The 22,275-nt window shown below is 40.2% G+C and carries 16 protein-coding genes; 7 read left to right on the top strand and 9 right to left on the bottom strand.

Annotation, left to right across the window (positions count from 1 at the left end; genetic code table 11):
• Positions 1–136 precede the first annotated feature (136 nt).
• The 6 genes from PHAL_RS0117180 (at position 137) to egtD (ending at position 11,385) form a co-directional block, all read left to right on the top strand.
• Complete coding sequence (locus tag PHAL_RS0117180) at positions 137–3,190, top strand: ATP-binding protein (RefSeq protein WP_016709669.1); 3,054 nt, start codon at positions 137–139, stop codon at positions 3,188–3,190.
• 607 nt (positions 3,191–3,797) lie between these two features.
• The gene (locus tag PHAL_RS0117185; RefSeq protein ID WP_016709670.1) at positions 3,798–4,427 is read left to right on the top strand and encodes a hypothetical protein; all 630 of its coding nucleotides are present in this window, start codon (positions 3,798–3,800) and stop codon (positions 4,425–4,427) included.
• A 372-nt stretch (positions 4,428–4,799) separates the two neighbouring features.
• Positions 4,800–5,816, top strand: a complete 1,017-nt coding sequence (locus tag PHAL_RS0117190; RefSeq protein ID WP_016709671.1) for an efflux RND transporter periplasmic adaptor subunit — start codon at positions 4,800–4,802, stop codon at positions 5,814–5,816.
• Between the two features lie 3 nt (positions 5,817–5,819).
• Positions 5,820–8,894, top strand: coding sequence for an efflux RND transporter permease subunit (locus tag PHAL_RS0117195; protein WP_016709672.1), 3,075 nt, complete (start codon positions 5,820–5,822; stop codon positions 8,892–8,894).
• A gap of 251 nt (positions 8,895–9,145) precedes the next feature.
• On the top strand, positions 9,146–10,411 hold the full coding sequence (egtB, locus tag PHAL_RS0117200) for an ergothioneine biosynthesis protein EgtB (protein ID WP_016709673.1): 1,266 nt from the start codon (positions 9,146–9,148) through the stop codon (positions 10,409–10,411).
• Between the two features lie 2 nt (positions 10,412–10,413).
• Positions 10,414–11,385, top strand: a complete 972-nt coding sequence (egtD, locus tag PHAL_RS0117205) for an L-histidine N(alpha)-methyltransferase (protein WP_016709674.1) — start codon at positions 10,414–10,416, stop codon at positions 11,383–11,385.
• A 4-nt stretch (positions 11,386–11,389) separates the two neighbouring features.
• Here the strand turns inward: egtD and PHAL_RS0117210 are convergent, their stop codons facing one another.
• From PHAL_RS0117210 to PHAL_RS0117235, 6 genes are all read right to left on the bottom strand, one after another.
• Positions 11,390–12,235, bottom strand: a complete 846-nt coding sequence (locus PHAL_RS0117210) for a PhzF family phenazine biosynthesis protein (protein ID WP_016709675.1) — start codon at positions 12,233–12,235, stop codon at positions 11,390–11,392.
• Positions 12,222–13,892 (bottom strand): asparagine synthase B, encoded by a 1,671-nt coding sequence (gene asnB / locus PHAL_RS0117215; protein ID WP_016709676.1) that lies wholly within the window; start codon positions 13,890–13,892, stop codon positions 12,222–12,224. Before asnB ends, PHAL_RS0117210 begins: the two co-directional genes overlap by 14 nt.
• Before the next feature lie 155 nt (positions 13,893–14,047).
• Positions 14,048–14,716, bottom strand: coding sequence for a pyroglutamyl-peptidase I (gene pcp, locus PHAL_RS0117220; protein WP_016709677.1), 669 nt, complete (start codon positions 14,714–14,716; stop codon positions 14,048–14,050).
• 115 nt (positions 14,717–14,831) lie between these two features.
• Positions 14,832–15,761: a 5-oxoprolinase subunit C family protein gene (locus PHAL_RS0117225; protein WP_016709678.1), complete on the bottom strand. Its 930-nt coding sequence runs from the start codon at positions 15,759–15,761 to the stop codon at positions 14,832–14,834.
• On the bottom strand, positions 15,758–16,423 hold the full coding sequence (gene pxpB / locus PHAL_RS0117230; RefSeq protein ID WP_016709679.1) for a 5-oxoprolinase subunit PxpB: 666 nt from the start codon (positions 16,421–16,423) through the stop codon (positions 15,758–15,760). Before pxpB ends, PHAL_RS0117225 begins: the two co-directional genes overlap by 4 nt.
• 169 nt (positions 16,424–16,592) lie before the next feature.
• On the bottom strand, positions 16,593–18,119 hold the full coding sequence (locus tag PHAL_RS0117235; protein ID WP_016709680.1) for a leucyl aminopeptidase: 1,527 nt from the start codon (positions 18,117–18,119) through the stop codon (positions 16,593–16,595).
• A 169-nt stretch (positions 18,120–18,288) separates the two neighbouring features.
• Here PHAL_RS0117235 and msrA point away from each other — a divergent pair, with 169 nt between their 5' ends.
• Positions 18,289–19,581 carry a peptide-methionine (S)-S-oxide reductase MsrA gene (msrA, locus tag PHAL_RS0117240; protein ID WP_016709681.1) on the top strand — a complete coding sequence of 431 codons (1,293 nt, stop codon included), beginning with the start codon at positions 18,289–18,291 and terminating at the stop codon, positions 19,579–19,581.
• Positions 19,582–19,634: 53 nt separating this feature from the next.
• On the opposite strand, the gene PHAL_RS0117245 is transcribed toward msrA, so the two are convergent.
• The 3 genes from PHAL_RS0117245 to PHAL_RS0117255 all read right to left on the bottom strand — a co-directional run bounded on the left by PHAL_RS0117245 (position 19,635) and on the right by PHAL_RS0117255 (position 22,249).
• Entirely contained in the window at positions 19,635–20,513 is an 879-nt protein-coding gene (locus PHAL_RS0117245) for a LysR family transcriptional regulator (RefSeq protein WP_016709682.1), read from the bottom strand.
• A 370-nt stretch (positions 20,514–20,883) separates the two neighbouring features.
• Positions 20,884–21,540 (bottom strand): CoA transferase subunit B, encoded by a 657-nt coding sequence (locus tag PHAL_RS0117250; protein ID WP_016709683.1) that lies wholly within the window; start codon positions 21,538–21,540, stop codon positions 20,884–20,886.
• Positions 21,541–21,550: 10 nt separating this feature from the next.
• Positions 21,551–22,249, bottom strand: a complete 699-nt coding sequence (locus PHAL_RS0117255) for a CoA transferase subunit A (protein WP_016709684.1) — start codon at positions 22,247–22,249, stop codon at positions 21,551–21,553.
• Between the last annotated feature and the right edge of the window lie 26 nt (positions 22,250–22,275).

The following is a 22,275-nucleotide window of genomic DNA, read 5'->3' on the forward strand; positions in this document are numbered from 1 at the left end:
TTTAAATCCTTCCAAAAATACTACGACAAGGGGGGATCTTTATTCCTAAAAGCTCAACGCGTCCTAATAAGTATGAGAAATATTTTTCTAATTTACCTATACTATGTATTAGTTTATAGACAGTAGAACGTGTTCGATGCCAAATAATACCTCCTTTAACCGTTTAGTAAGTGGTAATAAAGTCTTTCTGATTGCACTATTAGCTTTTTGTATCTTGTTGGTCCCCACTCTTTATATTTTTGAGTTAAAAACGCGAAAAGATGTCTACCAGTTAGCGCATGCTAATCTGCAAGAAGAATTAGATACGAAAAGCCACGCATTACGTGAACAGCTGCAAAACAGTATAGCGACAATTAAATTTTTTAATGTGACGCCACCCGTTTCTGGCATTATGCGTGCCGCCGCTAATAATTCGGTTGATCCTGAGTTAAAAACACCGATGGAGGTGTGGCAAACACGCTTAGCTGAAATATTTACCGGATTTATGCAAACTGACGGTTACTTAGCCCAATCACGCTATATTATGCTGGCTGAGCATGGGCAAGAGATTGTCCGCATTGACAGAACCGAGGAGGGGCTAATCCGACTTACAGACTCTCAATTGCAAAAAAAGGGGCAACGTGATTATGTAATAGAAGCAAGTAAGCTTGATGAGAATTCGGTGTATATTTCTCCGATTAACTATAATCGCGAAAACGGCAAAATACAGGTTCCATATGTCAGTACCTACCGTGTTGCAAAACCTGTTTTTGATAGTAATGGGCAAGTCTTTGGTATTCTTGTTGCTAATTACTTCGCTGAATCACTCATTAACAGCTTAACGTTTAATACGCCTAATGGGATCAACCTGTATTTACTGAATAATAATAATCAATTTTTATATCACCCAGAGCCAAACTTACGATTTGCGTTTGAATTTGACCAGACTACAAATTGGTTTGATGAATTCTCAACCACTCAACTCATGAGTCAATATACAGCATTACCACTGACTGAACTGCCATCGCAGTATTACCTCAAAAGAGAGATTTCATTTGAGGGGAAAGTTGAAATGTTGCCACTTACATTAGCGGTTTCAATAGACACAGACTATTTACTTAATGAAGTAACACAGCGCAGAGATAACTTTATACTGATAGTTATCGGACTATTTTCAACGCTGTTATTTTTGGTGTGGTTATACCAGCGTTATATAAATCGTAAATTAGAGTTACATTCACTAAAAGAGCAAAATAATAAAATCATTGAAAATTCACTTGATGCAATTGTTACTGTAAAAGCTAATGGCGTGATCTGCCATGCAAACCAAACTGCAAAAACGGATTTTAACTTAGTGGAAGGAAGAGTAGTTTTTAACGAGTTGTTTCAATTAAAAGATAAAGATACATCGTGTATTGCAAACACGATTATTGAAGGGAACAAATCTTCTTTTGAAGGCATATATATAGCAGCCGATAACCAAAAACATTACTATTCAATCACTTTAACAGCTGTTTTTGATGTGTTTAGCCAGCAAACACAAGTAGCTGCTATATTGAGGAATATTGATTCACTTAAAAAAACACAGGTTGAGCTTAAGAAACTTAACGAGTCGTTGGAACAAAAGGTAGCCCAGCGCACAGTTGAATTAGAAACTGCAATTGAAGATGCACTCGCAGCAAGCCAAGCTAAAAGTGACTTTGTAGCAAACATTTCTCATGAAATACGTACACCAATGAATGGTGTGTTAGGCATGTTAGACATGCTAAAAGATGATTCTCTTAATGAAGAACAGCAACATTATCTAAAGTTAGCTAACAACAGTGCTCATTCTTTGATGACATTAATTAATGATATTTTGGACTTTTCTAAAATTGAAGCGGGTAAACTGGATATTGATAACCATAGTTTTGACATTATCACCGTGTGCAGTGACATGATCACATCGATGGCATTACAGGGACAACGTAAAGGCTTAGAAGTCATTCTTAATACCAATAAAGTGATTGATCGTTTAGTGGTTGGTGATAGCCATAGGCTGAAACAGATCCTGATAAATCTGTTAAACAATGCGTTTAAGTTCACTCATAAAGGCGAGGTAAGTTTAAGTTTAGATGTTAATTATCTAACGGATGATAAATTAATTATGAGCTTTGCAGTCACTGATACAGGAATTGGTATTGAAGCTGCGAACCAAGACAAGTTATTTGATCTGTTTACCCAAGAAGATACCAGCACGACACGCCATTTTGGGGGAACTGGCTTAGGATTATCTATTTGTAAGAAACTAGCTCAGTTAATGGGAGGGGACATAACGGTAACAAGTGAGAAAGGGAAAGGCAGTTGTTTTACCGCGTTCGTTGAGTTGCATGTCGCAGCAGAAAAAAAACTTAACACACCGATAGAGTTAATCAATGATATACAAGTTGGTGTACTGATTGATAAAGACAGTGTGTTTAATAACCTGAGTAATCTACTAGTGAAAAACTGTAACGTTAAAGCCAATAATATTCAGCGCTTTGATTACCTTTTACAGCATCATGAGCTGAACGTGGACCTTCTCGTTATTGACAATGAACACCCTGAACTTGATAAGTTGATCGCCTTGTGTGAGCAGCTAAACAAGAAATACATGCTTATTTTAAGAGACTTATTATTAAATAAGGAAGTTAAAACAAGTTACCCGGAAAACTGTCATGTACTTAATAAGCCCTTAACGCAAGATCAGCTGAGTTTTAAATTAGCCAGTCTTTTTGGTACTAGTAAGCGTTTTTTACTGCCCGCGCAAAAGCCATTAAAAACAGACGAAGTAGAGATAAACCTCTCACAATTTAATGTACTTCTTGTTGATGATAATATGATCAACCTTGAAGTGGCCAAAGCAATATTAAAAAGGACAGGAGTTGCTATCACTTGTGCAAGTGATGGTTGTGAAGCCATTGAAACATTAAAATCACAGCAAACTACATCTTTTGATTTGATTTTAATGGACTGCCAAATGCCAAACTTAAATGGCTACGATACCACTGCCGCTATTCGTAAGGGGCACGCTGGTACTGCTTACAAGCAGGTTCCCATCATTGCCATGACAGCCAGTGCTATGGCTGGCGATAGAGAGCGCTGTATTTCAGCCGGAATGAACGACTATATAACCAAACCGATAAAACCCGACACATTAAAAAGTAAATTAATTATGTGGTTAAACCGTTAATTGAGTGGCACTTATATAGTGCATTAGTTAAGCAAAGTAAGTGATTTAACACTCTTACTTTTGGGTTTCTAAACAGAAATTTATTGAAAATTCTTTTTGACCGTTTTTATAAATGGACGGTCAATTCTAAATCAATAAACAAATTCGTTTATTTCGTCTGTCGATGCGGCTGTTAAGCAAGTAGCTTACGGCAAACACATATTGGGATGCTACGCGATAACCTTTATGTTATTAGCGAAGTATTTGTGATATTCCTCTAAAGCGCAGCGTCTCTTAACCTCTTTGTGAATAATTCACTAAATTTTTTTGCACAAAGAGAAGGGAATGAGAAGTAAATGAGGATTAACTTAAAGGCTAATATGAGCATGCGTAAAACATGATGCATTAATTAGAGTAAGCCCTTATTACTTCAAATATGCCACTCAAACACCTGTCATACTTTCCAAAACCCCCATTAGAGCAACAGCAAATCCGCTTTTTATATTTTACGTAAAATCAAAGTAACTAATTGAATCAAAATAGGAACTCGGCTATGGTTAATGCATAAATAAAAATAAATTTTAAACGAGTTATTCTACAGGCTCGTTAGGTCTATAGGAGAGTTTCGTTGAAACTTCATTATTTGGTACTTCTTTTTATAATCTTTGTTAGTGGATGTTCATCAGTCCCGAGTGTAAAACTGAAAAAAGAAAATTTCGATCAGTTACAAACTATAAAGCTTGAAGCCAGCCCAAACGATAATTCAATGCTAACAGCTATAAGTACGGTTGAAGTTCAATGGACAGGTGTCAGTTATTATTATTCTGGAACTGCTAGTGACGGCTTAGGAGTTAGAGAGCTTGCGTTAAAATTTATGAAAGAAAATCATATAAGCTTAAATGAGATCGTGCAGAATCAATTCATTGAAAAAGTAAAAGCTGATAACCTTAATATTAACTTTGATAGCAATTCTCAAAATAAGTTAGTGATTACACTTAATGTTGTAGTTTTAGGTATGGTTCATGGTTTTTCTGACGAGTTCAATTCTCGCTTTAATATCGCTGCACAGTTATTCGATAGCTCGGGTAAAATCATGTGGTCTTATAATGCGATACCAATTTCTCCTGTCGCCCCTGGATACTCAATAAAGCTAAAGGACTTGTTTTTATCAAAAGAATCAATGGTTAAATTTTTAAATGCAGCCTCAGAACCTATAGTTCAAAAGCTGTATGACGATTTTAAAAGGGATCTAGTTTAGGCCTCACAAAAAACATCATGGTCAGAATTTTATTCGCTGAAAAAATGCTCCTAAAATCCCCATATGTTAAGCGTTATCACCGTCTGCTCACAGCACATTAGTAACGGTCAGGCTTGTTTACGTCCTGTTAATCGAATCTGACGGTTTAAGTTAAGGCTTATTCAGCTAATAATTATTCACCAAACAATGTTCACCTAATAACAAGTGTAAATCGCTGCGTTCAATACAACGCTTTCAATTATCTTTTATTCTTGCCACTTCCAAGGTATTTCAACGTATTGTTTTGCCAGTTAATCGAACTAGACTTTTTATTGATCAAAAGGCTGATACACTGGGTATAATAATAGAAATAATAATTAATTAGGTGAACTTTTGAAATTTCGCGTGCTTATAACTTGTGTTTATTTTAGTTGTGCTGCGGTTGTACCTTCGGCACTGGCTGCTAATGTACTTGTAGAACGTGTTGCGATGGAACATGCCAATGAGCAAGTGCAAGCAGTTGGCAATGCAGAAGCTATCCGCTCAGTTATTCTCTATCCGGCTGTGGGTGATAAAGTGACGGCGGTACATTTTAAACCAGGTGATAAAGTAACTGCGGGTTCGGTGCTTTTAGAACTGGATTCGCGCAGACAAATTGCTGCCTTGAATGAAGCAAAAATAAAGCTTGCCGATAGCGAGCGTATTCAAACCCGTTTGCAACAAAGTCATGCTAAAGGAGCGGTACCGCAAAGTGATTTAGACGATGCTAAAACCGTGTACGAGTTAGCAAAAGTAGCCGTCACTAAAGCTGAGACTGAGTTACAAGACCGTCAAGTCCGTGCCCCTTTTAGTGGCACAATGGGGTTGACTGATGTTGAAGTCGGCGACCGCATTACAACACAGACAGCCATAGCAAGTATTGATGATACCCAACAACTCTACATTAATTTTAATGCACCAGAATCCGCAATTAGTATGCTCAGAAGTAGCGGACAAGTGCGCGTTATTCCATGGCAGGGTAACAAGGCAGTCAATGCTAAGGTTGCTTATCTTGATTCACGTATTGATCCTCAAACCAGAACGCTGCGGGTAAAAGCAAAATTAGACAATAAAAACGCACAATTTTTACCAGGTATGAGTTTTAGAGTTCATATAGAAATACAAGGTGAGCGCTTTGCGGCAGTGCCTGAAGCTGCTTTGCTTTGGGGCGCAACAGGTCCATATGTATGGAAAAGTGTTGAGCAAAAAGCCACGCGTGTGGATGTTAAAATTCAGCAACGTTTAGCAGGACGTTTATTAGTCTCAGGCCCGTTATATAAAGACGACATTTTGGTGGTTGAAGGGGTGCAACGGCTTCGTCCCGCACAAGCTCTTGAATTTGTGCAACCACTTGCAACTGTGCAGGAGTAGCAAATGCAATCACCTATGATGCAAGACTTGCCTTCAATGGCAATTCGTCGTCCAGTATTAATAGTCGTACTCAATTTATTAATTATAATTGCAGGGATAGCTGCAATCGCGGGTGTTGAGGTACGTGAACTGCCCGATGTTGATACGCCAAGGATCACTGTATCGGCTTCTTTTCCAGGTGGTTCACCTGAGACGGTTGATACCGAGGTAACCAGTAAACTTGAAGGTGCGGTTGCACGAGTCAGTGGTGTTAAAACTATTCGTGCGCAGAGTGAAGAAGGCAGCGCACGTATTGTGGTTGAGTTTCGTGCTGGTGTTGATCTTGATGATGCTGCAAATGAAACGCGTGAATCCGTAGCGCGAGTGCAACGTGAGTTACCAGAAGAGGTTGAACGAGTCTCGATTATTAAAGCGGATAACGATGCCGAAGCTGTAGTATCGTTAACCGTTTCAAGTGAGTCTTTAGCGCTTGAGGCTTTGACTGAATTAGTTGAAGTGGATTTGGCCCCACAGTTTTTAACCATTCCAGGTGTTGCTGATGTACGCCTAAATGGTGACCGCAAACGAGTGTTAAGAGTACGATTAGACCCACTTAAATTAACCAGTTTTAATTTAACAGTACCTGATGTTGCCCAAGTGCTGCGCCAAGCTCCATTTGACGTACCAGCAGGTAGTTTAAAGTCAGCCGATCAACAGATTATTGTCCGTGCAGATGCTACATCGGTTACAGCAGAGCAGGTAGCAGATATTATTATTCGTGATGGTACGCGTATTGGCGATATTGCAGCTGTGTATTTTGGCCCTGCGGATCCACGCTCTATGGTACGTTTAAATGGCCAGCCTGTGATTGGTATGGAAGTGATCCGCCAAGCACAGTCAAACACCATTGAGATATCAGATGAAGTGTTAAGTTTATTAGCGAAAATGCAAACGCGTTTTCCTGAACTAGAATTTACTCTGACATCAGATGATGCGCAATTTATTAGAAGCTCAGTTGATGAAGTGATCTCGTCGTTAGTATTAACCGTGTTACTTGTGATAATTACGTTGTGGGTATTTATTGGGTCATGGCGCGCGACTTTAGTTCCAGCATTTGCAATTCCGGTTGCTTTGGTTGGTTCACTAGCCTTGATTTGGGCACTGGGCTTTTCAATTAATATACTTACGCTTTTAGCATTAGTACTTGCAACGGGCTTGATTGTTGATGATGCGATTGTGGTCAGCGAAAACATTCAACGGCAACGTGGTTTAGGGCTTGGTCGACGTGCAGCTGCAGTTATCGGCACACGGGAAGTCTTTTTTGCCGTTGTGGCCACAACGGCTGTTTTGGCAGCAGTATTTGTCCCTATCGCATTTTTACCCTCAACCGCTGGGCGACTATTTAGGGAGTTTGGTGGGGTACTTGCAGGTGCTGTGATCATCTCAAGTTTTGTCGCGTTATCTTTGGTTCCTGCATTAACCTCAAAGTTAAAATTAAAGCAAGGAGGTAAACATCCATTTGCAAAAATAGGTCACTGGCTTGCTAATATTTACACTAAAACCATTCATTGGGTACTTGATCATGCATGGCTCACTTTTGCTGCGTGCGTATTGATTGCAGCCGGTTCTGGCGCATTGTATGTCAATTTAGATAATGAGTTATTACCATCAGAAGACCGTGGTAAAATTCGTATCTTTGCCCGTGGTCCCGATGGCGTTGGTTTAAATTTTATGGATCGCCAAGCAATGCAAATGGAAGACATTTTATTACCGTACGTAGAAAGTGGTGAAATAGAATCTATTTATACGGTCGTAGGGCAATGGGATCCAAATATCGTTTTCATTACAGTGCCATTAAAGCATTGGGACGAGCGTCATTTTACTCAGCAAGAGATCATTAATAAAATTCGTGCACCACTGGGTAATGTCCCTGGTGCTGCTGGCTATCCTAACGGTTCTAATAGTTTAAATTTACGTGGCCAAGGAGGCGGAATTGAGCTGGCGTTATTAGGGCAAGATTACTTACAAATTTATAAAGCGGCGCAGCAACTTGCTGCCCAAGTTGAGCAACAAATTCCTGCAATTGATAATGTTAGGATTTCATATCAACCTTCACAACCACAGTTACGGGTTAATATAGATAGACGCCGCGCTGATGAGTTAGGTGTTTTGTTGAGTGATATATCAGTCACTTTGCGTGCTGCTATCAATGGTGATGACATAGCCGATCTAAATATTGGTGACCAATCAGTGCCGATAATGCTGCAATCACAAAATCAAACCATTAACGATCCGAGTGATTTAGCTAATCTTTATGTCAGTGCTGCAAATGGGAGACTCGTACCATTGAGTAGTGTGGCCACAATTAGTGAAGAAGGGGTTGCAGCAGAACTTGAACGTCATGCACAGCGCCGCGCCATTGAATTAGATATGGAATTACCAGAAGACATGAGTATTGCCGAGCTTGTCTCGCAGTTACGTGAAATTGCTGAGCAAACATTACCAAGTGGCATTAGCTTAGCATTCAAAGGCGAAGCGTTAACGTTTGAAGAAACCTCTAATGAAGTGTTTATTACGTATATATTGGCATTTTTAATTGTCTTCTTAGTCTTGGCCGCACAATTTGAAAACGTAAATAGTGCGGTTGTAGTAATGGTCACAGTACCATTTGGCATCACCTCTGCAATCTTAGCGCTTTACCTGACGGGGACTTCATTGAATATTTACTCACAAATAGGCTTAGTGATGTTAATAGGTTTAATTGCTAAAAATGCGATTCTACTAGTTGAGTTTGCCGATCAACTACGAGATCAAGGTTTATCAGTTCGCAAAGCCGTTGAGCAAGCGGCATTAGTGCGCTTAAGACCGATCACGATGACTTTAGTATCAACCTTGCTCGGTGCATTGCCGTTAATATTATCAACCGGTGCAGGGGCCGAAGCACGCAATGCAATTGGTTGGGTAGTATTTGGTGGGCTATCACTTGCGGTATTGTTTACCTTGTATTTAACACCGGTGATATATTTAGGGCTTGCACGTTTTACTTCACCAAGAGGCGATGAAAGTAAGCAGCTTGAACAAGAGTTAGCGAATGTTTAAGTAATTTATTGGGTAAGTAGAATAACCAATTTTATCAATCGGCTAGCTTATACCTAGCCGATTTTTTGTGTTTAAAATAAAGAAAAATTAGTATTAAACCTATCGGTCTAATCTTTAATTGGCAGTAGACAATCAAGAATTAATGACATTGTAATTTTAATTTGACTTTAATCTAGCTGTCATCTGAATGTGTTTTAACGTATCTGTGGTCTATCTTTAGTATAAGGCAAACAGAAGGATACTTATAACATATGAATTTTACATCAAATGCAAAGTACGAGGAGATCGCAAGTTTAATAAACCGTTACCATGCAATTCGACAGCATAGCGTTAACTTGATAGCTGAACTGTCAGCCGAAGATTGTCAATTACAAGCGATGGCTGATGTAAGCCCTAGCAAGTGGCATTTGGCTCATACGACATGGTTTTTTGAGACATTTTTACTTACTCAACAACAAGCGCAATACCAAGTATTTGATAGCGCGTTTAAAGTGCTTTTTAACTCGTATTACAATGGGATAGGCGATCAGTACAGCCGTGCCAGTCGAGGAGCATTGTCGCGACCTAGTCTAGAGAGTGTACTTGGTTACCGACGTTATGTAGATAATGCTGTATTAGAATTTCTTAACCAAACAATTCATGTTAGTAAAGAGATTGCCGATATTATTGAGCTTGGTCTTAATCATGAACAACAGCATCAAGAACTGATGTTAATGGATATTAAATACAACTTTTCGATTAACCCACTATTTCCTCATTACTACGATAAAAATAACAACCCTGTAGCAGTTAGCCAAAGCCAAGTGAGCGAACTCAATTTTGTGCCATTTTCGCAGCAAATAATCGACATTGGCGCAGCTGATAGCGACTTTAGTTACGACAATGAACGACCAAAACATCAAGTGTTTATTCAGCCTTTCAGGTTCGCTAATCGCTTAATAACCAATGGCGAGTATCTTGCATTTATGCAAAGTGGTGGTTACCAAAACCCAGAACACTGGCTAAGTGATGGCTGGGCGCAGATAAATAAAACGCATCAAACTGCGCCGCTTTATTGGCACAAGATAAATAATGAGTGGTTTGAATTTACCTTGCATGGATTGCAACCGCTAGCACTTGCAGAGCCAGTAACTCATATTACCTTTTATGAAGCCAGTGCCTATGCCCATTATTGTAATGCACGTTTGCCAACAGAGTTTGAATGGGAATATGCAGCGGCGCATACATTAGAAGATCAGTTTAAACAAAGCAACAGTGCAAACTCAACAGCACCTGTTATAGAGCAACTTACTGAACATTGTTGGCAGTGGACAAACAGTGCTTATTTGCCGTATCCGGGCTTTAAGCCAGTTGCAGGTGTCGCGGGGGAGTACAACGGTAAATTTATGGCTAATCAGATGGTATTACGCGGTGGCTGTAAATTTACCCCGAAAAATCACTTAAGACTCACTTATCGCAATTTTTATTACCCATATCAAGCGTGGATGCGCAGTGGCATTAGACTCGCTAAGGATTGATTATGAGCCAAATAACACAATTAATGACAAACAAAGTAGATACTCAGTTTTTAAACGATGTTATAGCCGGGTTATCGCAACGACAAAAAAACCTACCCTGTAAATACTTTTATGATGATGTAGGGGCTGCTTTATTTGAACAGATCACTGAACTTGATGAATACTATGTGACCCGCACGGAGCTAAGTATTTTAAGTCAATATAGCCAAGCCATTGCACAGTTGCTACCTGATAACTTATCAATAATAGAGCCCGGTTGTGGCTCAGGTAAAAAAATTGCTTATTTGCTGGCGCATTTAGTGAATGTTAAGAGTTTTGTACCATTTGAGATTTCAAGTGAAATGCTTAACTATTCACTGGCCCATTTATCGCCGTTATTCCCAGAGCTTGCGATTGCGCCTTTGCTCGGTGATTTTACACATAGCCAAATGGTCAAGCAGCTCAGTCGCGAAGCGCAGCTGGAGACACAAACTAACTTGGTATATTTTCCAGGTTCAACACTCGGTAATTTTTCACCGGTTAAAGCGATTGAAATCATGAAAAATTTCCATCGCTTGTGCGGTATTAACGGCTATGTCCTCATTGGTATTGATCTTGTCAAAGATCGGCAAGTGCTACTTGATGCCTATGATGATAAAAAAAAGGTCACAGCTGCATTTAATAAAAATCTGCTATTACGGATCAATAATGAGCTCGGTGCAGACTTCAATCCAGAGCAATTTACGCATCAGTCACGATTTAACGAAAAGCTAAGCCGCATTGAAATGCACCTTTCCAGTGACTGCGAGCAGACAGTTAGGCTAAATGGTCAATTATTTCACTTTGCGGAAGGTGAAAGCATCCATACTGAAAATTCTCATAAATACACACTAGCGGCATTTAGTCAGTTGAGTGCTCAAGCTAATTTGCGTTTAGAGCATACTTGGCAAGATCAGCGAGGCTACTTTGCATTGTGTTTATTAAGGCCACTATAGCATTTTAATGAATGATCACACTTTTTCCCGATAAGCAGGAGTGGATCACCGCTTTAGTACTTGACTGTTGTATCAGCAAAGATTGTTTTTTATGTGTTAGTTGTTCTGTGATTGGTGCTATAACGCTCAAAGCTGAGCCTGTAGCACGGTCTTCATTAACACCGTAATAAGGAGCAAAATAACGAAAATACCAAACACCTTGTTGCTCTGTTATATTCGCTTGTTGTAATAAGATCACCGCATTGGCAACATGAGTCAGTTCGTCGATATCGACAATATATGACGTTAAAGGTTGTCGATTATCAACCAACACTGTGATGTAGCCATGTTGCTCTGCAGTTTGGTATGTTTTTATTATTTTGCCTTTTATTGCATTGCTAAGTAGTGGAAGAGGGGCAACTTGTGTGCTTTTTATTGTTGTCATTTGCAACTGCGTTTGCTTACGTTGGCTTTTAATCGTAAATAACTCTTTGTTGTTAGAATAAAAACCTTGTGGGCTTATACCTTGAAATTTTTTTAAAAAGAGTGCTGCTGCCAACGTGCCGTGACCACAGCGGCTGATCTCATGGCTGTGATTAAACCAACGAATAGCGCAGTGACGTTTTTTAATATCCTGTTGTTTTAGAAATACGGTGGCGGGATGCGTGCTGCTACTGGCTATTTTTTGCATCATGGCAGAGGTCAAGCCATTTCTGTGGATGATAATTAATGCAGATGAGCCATAGCATTGGGAATGAGGATCACTAAAAACTGTTTGCTCTGAAGCAATAAGTACACAGCGCAAGGCTGTGTACTTATTAGCTTTTAAGTGAGTGTTATATAAGCAAAGTCGTTTGTTACTTTTGCGCATAGGCGTCGTTATGGATACCAGCGGCACGACCAGAAGGATCGGCATTATTTTGAAATGATGCATCCCATGCAAGTGCTTCAGGTGTAGAGCACGCCACAGACTTACCGTGCGGAACACACTTAGCAGCTGCGTCTCCAGGGAAGTGAGATTCAAAAATACTGCGATAGAAATAAGCTTCTTTAGAATCCGGTGTATTGATTGGATACTTAAATTTAGCATTGGCTAAATCTTGGTCGCTCACTTGTTCAGCCACGTATTCTTTTAATGTATCAATCCAACTGTAGCCAACGCCATCAGAAAATTGTTCTTTTTGTCGCCAAAGAACGTCATCTGGTAGGTAGCCTTCAAAGCCTTCACGTAAAATATGCTTTTCAATTTTACCATTGCCGCACATTTTTGCCTCAGGGTTAATGCGCATTGCCACATCAACAAACTCTTTATCTAGGAAAGGTACGCGGGCTTCAACCCCCCATGCAGCCATTGATTTATTTGCGCGTAGGCAATCAAACATGTGTAGTTTAGACACTTTACGATTGAGCTCTTCATGGAACTCTTGTGCGTTAGGTGCTTTATGGAAGTACAAGTAACCACCAAATAACTCATCGGCACCTTCACCAGAGAGCACCATTTTAATCCCCATAGCTTTAATTTGACGTGCCATTAGATACATAGGTGTTGAAGCTCGAATGGTCGTTACATCGTAAGTTTCAATGTGATAGATCACTTCCCGTAATGCATCTATACCTTCTTGAATAGTAAAGTGAATAGGGTGGTGCACAGTACCAATCATATCAGCTACTTTTTGAGCTGCTGCTAGATCAGGTGACCCTTCAAGACCAACAGAGAAAGAATGCAGTTTTGGCCACCACGCATCACTTTCGTCATTATCTTCAATACGCTTAGCGGCAAAACGCTGGGTGATTGCTGAGATAACAGAAGAATCTAAGCCACCAGAAAGTAATACACCATACGGTACGTCACACATAAGTTGGCGTTTAACGGCAGCTTCTAAGGCATCTTTTACGTCTTCGGCTTTTGCATCATTATCTTTAACGGCATCGAAAGATTGCCAATCACGTTGGTAATAAGAGCGTAACTGACCGTCTTTGCTCCACAGGTAATGCCCTGGTGGGAACTCTTCTATGTGTTTACAAATAGGTGATAACGCTTTGAGCTCTGAGGCAACATAAAAATTACCATGTTCGTCATGGCCGGTATAAAGTGGAATTATACCAATATGATCACGGCCAATTAGGTAGGCATCGTGTTCTTCATCGTATAAACAAAAGGCAAAAATGCCATTAAGGTCATCTAAAAATTCAGGGCCTTTTTGCTTGTATAGCGCTAATATCACTTCACAGTCTGATTGAGTTTGAAAAGTAAACTCGGTTTCAAGATTTGCAGCTAATTCTTTATGATTATATATCTCACCATTAACAGCTAGAATATTAGTTTTTTCAGGGTTGTATAATGGTTGTGCACCGCTTGAAACACCAACAATGGCTAAACGCTCATGCACTAAAATCGCTTTTTCAGATGAATAGACACCAGACCAATCGGGACCACGGTGACGTAATAATTTTGACATTTCAATTGCTTGGGTACGCAATTGGGCGGGATCAGATTTAATATCTAATACACCAAAAATTGAACACATAGTAACTCCTCATTCCTATCATGTGTGCGCCATAGGCAGATTTTTCCTAAACGCGAACCCTTGTTTTAACAGAAATAATTAACTAAGTCACATAGCTTTTACAATATTTTTAGAATAATTTATGCACCATAATGAATGGTGGTGCACCAAAATGATCAGTGAGTGGTGCCTGCTGCTACTTTTATATCCTGTTTTGCACTGATCGCTTCGTTGATCATGACTTTTAATGCACTGAGTAACGTGTCTTCGCTCATGCTGGGTGCGCCATTGTGGTGCACCGCTTGACTAGGTAAATAGGGTACATGAACAAAGCCACCATTAATTTGAGGTTCGTGTTGATTGATATGGTGCAACAGACCATACATCACGTGATTACACACATAGGTGCCAGCCGTATTTGAGATGGCAGCAGGGATCTCAGCCTGATGTAATGCAAGCAACATACGTTTAATAGGAAGATTTGTAAAATATGCAGCAGGTGCATTTGCTATCACAGGTGTATCAATCGGTTGGTTGCCTGCATTGTCATTAATGCGTGCATCATCAATATTAATTGCAATACGCTCAATACTAATTTCGCAGCGTCCACCAGCTTGGCCAACACAAAGCACCAACACAGGATGATGTTGCTCAATCGCTTGATATAGGATTGCCAATGAACGATGAAATTCACAGGGTAATTCTAAAGTGATAACGCGGTGTTTTGCTATCAAACTGTCATCTAGCTTACTGACAGTTTGCCAAGAAGGGTTAATTGACTCCCCAGCAAATGGCGCAAAGCCGGTGAGCAATACACAGGGCATACTGGATGTCAGTTTCGTCATTAAAAACCACCTATAGATTTAACCGCCAACAAGATGAAGGCGGAAGTAGTTGTTCTTTATAGCATGGTAAACGTACTTTACAGCGTATTTTTTACCTTTAAACAAAACACGGTCGTTAATACTTGTTTTTAAGTGCGATAGACAGTTGCTGCATGTGGGCATCAAGTTTAGCTTGTGCTGCATTTGCCGTTGCTAAATCGACATAGCTAAAGTTAATACTGTCACCCGGTTTAAGTTGGGCAAAATGATAAAGATCGGCACTAATTACGGTGCCAAGTAATGGGTAGCCACCGGTCGTTTGACCATCATTAAGCAATACAATTGGTTCCCCATTGGGGGGTAACTGGATTGAGCCTGGGCTGACAGGCAAAGACGGTAATGAATGCGAGTGTGTTAATTGATTACTTTGCGTTTGGAGCCTTACGCCCATTCGATTAGATTGCGGGGTTACTTGCCATGTCTTTACGCAAAAATCGTCAAGTACTGATTGCTTAAGTAAGTTTGCGTGTATGCTTGGGTGAATACGAATGACATTACGTTTCGGTGGAGAGAGTGCCCCCAGTTTTGGCCAACTTTGGGAGTAGGGCGTAATACTGAGCGTATCGTTGTCTTTGAGCGCGGCTGCGGTGGCTCCTCCAAAGCCTGCAGCTAAATCGGTCGCACGTGAATTCATTACCTGCTCACAGATTATGCCACCTTTAACCGCTAGGTAAGCTCTAAAGCCATTTCTAGCTGCAGAAAACGTCAATATTTGACCTTGTTTGACTGTATATGTCCAACCAGGGTAAACAGGCGTATCGTCAAGTTTTGCTTTCATATCAGTGCCAATTAAGGCAATAACGGTGTCGCAATTAAATTGTAACTGTGCCAACCCTAACGTTATTTCAATAACGGCATCATTATCATTGTTACCGAGTAAACGGTTTGCTATGGTCATAGCGTAACGATCCACGGCTCCTGATTGAGCAACACCCAAATGGCGAAAGCCAGCACGGCCTTTATCTTGAATCGTCATTAATAAACCGGGTTTTAATACCGTGATCATAAGGCAGACTCCAAACAAACAAATTGCAGTGTATCGCCAGGTTGAATAACACTGGGAGGATTAGCGTGGCAGTTAAATAAAGTAAAATCAGTGTGGCCAATAATATGCCAACCGCCGGGAGAGTCAGCCGGATAGATACCCGTTTGACTAGCCCCGATTGCAACAGAGCCTTTGGTTACATGTGTACGTGGGGTTGCTCTTCGAGGTGTATGTAATTGCTCATTTAACCCATGTAAGTAGACAAAACCAGGTTGAAAGCCTAAGAACAATACTTGATAGTGAGCACTGCTATGTAATTCAATCACTTGTTTTGGTGATAGGCCGTGTGCATCAGCAACAAAATTCAGATCGGGGCCAAAGTCACCACCATAGTGGGTGATTATTTTATGATGTGTACCTTGATGTTGTTGCGGATCAATCTCATCCCACCACTGTGCTAAGGTGGTTTGCCACTTTTCAAGTTCAGCGGGGTTGCTCAAATAAACAGTGAGCGAGTTCATGGCTGGTACAACATCAATAAAGGCATTGGTGTCGTTACAGCGACTCACCAATGCCCAAATTCTTTTTTGGATTATTAAACTGTCGTCATTTAAGTGTGTTGCATCTAAATGCACACTATTGCTACTGAGTATAACAACAGACACGGTGGCGTTTGAATTCATGGGTGACTATTTTTATTAATTCTTAATCATTCCAAACTAGCACACTCAGTATTAAATGTTTACAGCAATGCGATTAGATTTATGGATTTTAAGACTCAAGCCATGACTGTTGACTCTAAGCGGGGAACGCATAAGCAAAACATGTGCTTATGCGTATAAGGTAGCTTAGTTACTTAACTTCATTACTTAATAGCCATTCGCTTAGTAAACGAACACCGTAGCCAGTGCCACCGGCAGAGATTTCATCTTTACCTTTGCTTGCTAACGCATTACCAGCGATATCGATATGTACCCATCGCGTATCCCCAGCAAAATGTTGTAAAAAGCTTGCTGCAGTGGTTGCACCTGGGCCACTTGAACCTAAGTTCTTCAGATCAGCTATTTCAGATGATAAGGTCTCTTTATAACCTAAAGGTAGGCGCCATAAAAGCTCATTGACTTGCTTACCAGCAAAGGTTAATTGTTCAACAAGTTCATCGTCATCAGAAAAAACCGCAGCATAATCATTACCTACAGCTTGAATTTTAGAGCCTGTAAGTGTTGCAACATCTATCATGACTTGTGGCTTGAAATACTCTCTGGCGTACCACATCGCATCACTTAACACCAAACGGCCCTCTGCATCGGTGTTAACAATCTCAACGCTTAAACCTTCCGCTGTACGTACTACATCCCCTGGAGCTACCGCGAACTGCGATACCATGTTGGCAGCCATCCCCATTACAGCCACGACATTTTTATCTGCTTTTGCTAATGCCATTGCTTTGACTGTACCAAGCACCGCTGCAGCACCTGCCATATCTGACTTCATACGTGCAATTGATGCACCTGTTTTTAAACTATAGCCGCCTGAATCAAAAGTGATCCCTTTACCTACTAGTGCAATAGGTGTGTCGTTTGAGCCTTTATAGTGAGCGACCACTAAACGAGCTCCTTGTTGGCTACCACGGCCAACGGCTTCAAGCGCCCCCATACCAAGCTCTTTTAATTGTTTTGGCTCTAAAATGGTGATTTCAACACCGAGCGACTCTAGTTCTTTGGCTGCATTAGCAAAATCTTCAGGAGTCATTTCTGTAGCCACTTCTGATGTAAGGTCGCGTGCTAAAAATACGCCTGCCTGGATGCTTTCAAGTTGTGTGTATTCACGCTTTGTTTGTTTTGCGTTATCAACATCAAAACTATAATTAACTGTCTGAGTATTCGGTTTTTGTTTGTATTTTTCAAAACGGTGATCACGCAAGTTCGCCCCATGGGCAAAGTTAGCTGCTAATTCGCTATTAGTATTTACCCCATTTAATTCATCCATGGCGACTGCGGCAGATACTGTTTTATTAGCAAGTAACTGGGCGTGAATATTGCCACCTAGTTTAGCCATTAATGCTTTATCAAGTTTATCTTGCTCACCTGCACCAACAATCAGTACACGGTTAAAATCACTGTTATGGGGTGCTAATACTTCAACGACACTGGCGTATTTACCATTAAAGTCATTACTATCAATAGCACGTTGTAATTGGTTGTTTAGTGTTTTATTAAGCGATTTAAACTGCTTATTGCTGCCGTCTTGGCTATAAAGCAACACTAATGCATGGGCATTGTTATCTATTTTATTAGTAAAATTAAACTCTGCAGCTAGAGTGTGCGTACTAACAGTAACAGCAAGTGTTAGCGCTGATAAATTGAAAAGCGTTTTCATTGTCAAACCTATATTAAATAAAAGCCTTTTTACCTTATTTAGGTTCGTAGGTTAAGTTGAATTCGGTAAAGCTGCGATATTGAGCGATAAAATAATGCAAATTAATGAAATAATCATTGCAGCTCTAAGGTCTATTAGATTGAAGCTATTTATAGAGTGAGGCAGGGTAATGATGACAGCAAAGAATTGGCTTAAATTAGCTACTTGTAGCGTTTTGTTTAGCGTGGCAAATTATGCGTTTTCGCTTGAAACTGAACAAGCGGGCGATGTTCAAGCAACCATGCATTTAGAAACGATTGTATTAGGCTCTGGTTGCTTTTGGGGAGCTGAAAAACGCTATGAAGCATTAGATGGTGTGATCGATGCAGAATCAGGTTACGCTGATGGTAAAGGGTTCAAAGCAAGCTACCGCAATATTACACAACAATCTCGTCGTTTTGATGAGAATAACTACGCTGAAGTTGTTCAAGTAACCTTCAACAGCACTATTATCAGTGCTGAAGCATTGTTAAAAAATTATTTTGAAAGTCATGATCCAACACAGAAAAATCGCCAAGGAAATGATATCGGTACACAGTATCGTTCAATTATTTTAACAACAACAGCAGAGCAAGCTAATCTAGCCACACAATTAAAAGCGCAGTATCAAACTAAACTAACTGCGGCAGGGTATGGGGATATTAAAACAATCATTAAACCGCTTACTGAATTTTTTCCGGCTGAGGAATACCATCAAGACTATTTGGTGAAAAACCCAAATGGCTATTGCCCCGATCACTCAACTGGCGTGGTGTTTGAAAAACCAACAGAAGAAGCAATTGATAACACGGCATTGCTTACTGGAAAACAGATTGTGGTGATTGATTCTCGTGCGTATTGTCCATACTGCGAGAAATTTAAAAAAGAGGTTAGTAACGATTACAAAGGCAGTATTAATTTAACTTATCGTAAAGCCGACCAACTTGATGGCTTAACAATTAAAACACCGACATGGGCCACACCAACCATTTTATTTTTGGAAGATGGCAAAGAAGTTTATGGTCGTCAGGGGTATGTGCCTGCGGGCGAATTTTATAAAGCTCTGGGGGCGTTCAAGTTAGGGAACAGCGAGGCTTATTCAGTTGCATTTAATGCCAGCACAGATAGCCCATTCTGTAAGCAGTATGATATTTTCAAAAATACCCCTGATGGTATTTTTATCGATAAACTCAGTGGTGTGCCGTTATTTGACACTCGCGATCGCTTTAAATCTGGGACTGGTTGGTTGTCATTCACTCATCCAGTTAAAGACACTGTGACACTGCATGAAGATAATAGCTATGGTATGCAGCGTATTGAAATTAAATCAAAATCTTCTGGTATTCATTTAGGGCATTTATTTCCGGGTGAAGGCCCAAAAGGACAAGATCGCTATTGCATTAATGCAACGGTACTTGAGTTTGTTGCACGCAATCAAAGCTAATAAAAACATTTGAACAGAAAACCCAGCTTAATGCTGGGTTTAATTTATGAGTATTACTTAAGGTGCTTAAAGGTATCAAGTAACCACTTAATAAACAGTTCAAGTGAGGCATTCGTTTCACTTGGCTCATGCTGCACTAAGTAATATTTATCCTTAGTGACTAATGGTTCTTCGGTGAAATTAAACAACCAGCCTTCATCAAACCATGTTTGACTGATAGGCAAGGGGATCAGTGCAATTCCCATCCCTTGTTGCGCTGCGCGAGCAACACCAAACATACTATCAACCTGGATAATTTGTTTTGGTGAAAAGTCATCTAAACCAGCATGTTCAGCCCATTGATGCCATGCCCAAGGGCGAGCTTTATGCAAAATAAGCGGCACTTGTTGTAATGCTTCAAGTGGATTCTCATGCCATTGTTGCCAGTTTTCTTTGTTACACGCAGGTGAATATTGCAGTGAAAATAATTCGTGCACAACACCTTCAATGGGTTTTGAAGAAGACAACACGATTGATAAATCACTATGGATAGCCAACTCTTTACGGGTTTTCATTGTGTTAAGTTGTAAATTAGTCTTAGGGTGCTCAGTGGTCCACTCGCTGAGTTTGGGCATCAATAATTCACTAGCAAAGAACTCAGGTAAGGTAATGCTGATGGTGACATTTTCTTGCAACTGACTAAATTCAGTGATGGTTTTTTCAAGTGCTTTAATAAGCGGTGACACTGAGTCATAAAAGTTTTTACCCGCAGCGGTTAAATTGATAGAGCGTGTTTGACGTTCAAACAATTCAATACCTAACTGCTCTTCTAGCTGTTTGATTTGGTGACTGACAGCAGACGGCGTAAGATAAAGTAAGTTTGCGGCTTCTTTAAAGCTTAACGTTCTTGCCGCAAAACAAAATGAACGTAATCCTCTAATAGGTGTTTGCATAATCGATGTTAGTAATTCTCAATAACGTTAGTAAAGCAATAACTATCCCAACTTGCAAAGTGTTAGCAAAATTAGTTTGCATTATAGCTATTTTCTGCGTCTACAATTAAAAAACAACCAATTTAAGGCTATTTAATTTGTGTGATAGTAGTTCTCAGGTTAATCGTTGTTTTCTCTTTTAGATAACAACAATTCGTTGAGTTCTCCAATTGTAGTACAAATCACAGATATGGGGCACAAAAAAATGCTTTGCTATAATTTGGTGCAGTAAGTTACAGACAAAAAAAATCCCTCTTGCGAGGGATTTTGGGTAACTCAGCGCCATTGGCACTGGGAATGAGGTTGGTACAAGATGAAACTAAGAGATAATTTAAAAAACCATCTCAGGTATTTCACCATCAACAAGCAATTTTCCTGCCGTTTTACTTATTATTTCGTCCACTGATACGCCAGGTGCGCGTTCTAGCAGATGAAATGCGCCGTCTTTTACTTCTAAAACGGCTAAATCCGTTACTATTTTCTTTACACAGTTAACACCAGTTAAGGGTAAAGAGCAACTTTCAAGTAATTTAGAGTCGCCATGCTTACTGGCATGGGTCATTGTAACAATAATATTCTTAGCACCAGCAACAAGGTCCATCGCGCCACCCATGCCTTTGATCAGCTTTTTTGGGATCATCCACGATGCGATGTTTCCGTTCTGGTCAACTTCAAATGCACCTAAGACTGTTAAGTCTACATGACCTCCACGGATCATTGCAAAACTATCTGCACTATTAAATATGGCTGCACCTGTGGCTGCTGTCACGGTTTCTTTACCCGCATTGATCATATCAGCGTCAAGCTCAGCTTTTGTAGGGTATGGCCCCATGCCTAATAAGCCATTTTCAGACTGTAACATAACTTCAATGCCATCAGGTACATAGTTAGCAACTAGGGTAGGAATGCCAATACCGAGGTTTACGTAGTAACCGTCTTGTAGCTCTTGCGCAACACGCATTGCGACTTGTTCACGTGATAATGCCATGATGTTGCTCCTAATCGCTTGTGGTGATGCGTTCAATGCGTTTTTCAAAGCTTCCTTTGATCACGCGATTTACAAAAATACCAGGGGTATGAATTTGGCTTGGTTCAAGTTCACCCGGCTCTACTATTTCTTCAACTTCGGCTACAGTAATTTTACCTGCTGTGGCTGCCATTGGATTGAAGTTCATCGCCGTGTGGCGAAACACTAAATTACCATAGCGGTCTGCTTTCCATGCTTTTACAATTGCAAACTCACCGGTGATTGACTCTTCTAAAATATACGGTCGGCCGTTAAACTCTTTAACTTCTTTACCTTCAGCAACGGGTGTACCGTAACCTGTGGCTGTATAAAACGCAGGAATACCCGCACCACCAGCACGCATTTTTTCAGCTAATGTACCTTGTGGGGTTAGCACAACGTCAATTTCACCATTTAATAACTGCTGTTCAAAAAGGGCATTTTCGCCCACATATGAGGCGATGATTTTTTTAATTTGTTTGTCGTGTAATAAAATCCCTAAGCCAAAATCATCAACACCGCAGTTATTTGATACCACAGTAAGATCTTTTGTTTGTTTACGCTTGATCTCGCTAATTAACCCCTCTGGGATACCGCATAAACCAAAGCCACCAGCGATAATAGTATCGCCATCTTTTAAACCTTCCATTGCAGCTTCATAACTTGAAACCACTTTATCGAAACCGGCCATGGGCCCACTCCTTATAATTATGTGTA

It is taken from the genome of Pseudoalteromonas haloplanktis ATCC 14393, assembly GCF_000238355.1.
GTDB lineage: Bacteria > Pseudomonadota > Gammaproteobacteria > Enterobacterales > Alteromonadaceae > Pseudoalteromonas > Pseudoalteromonas haloplanktis.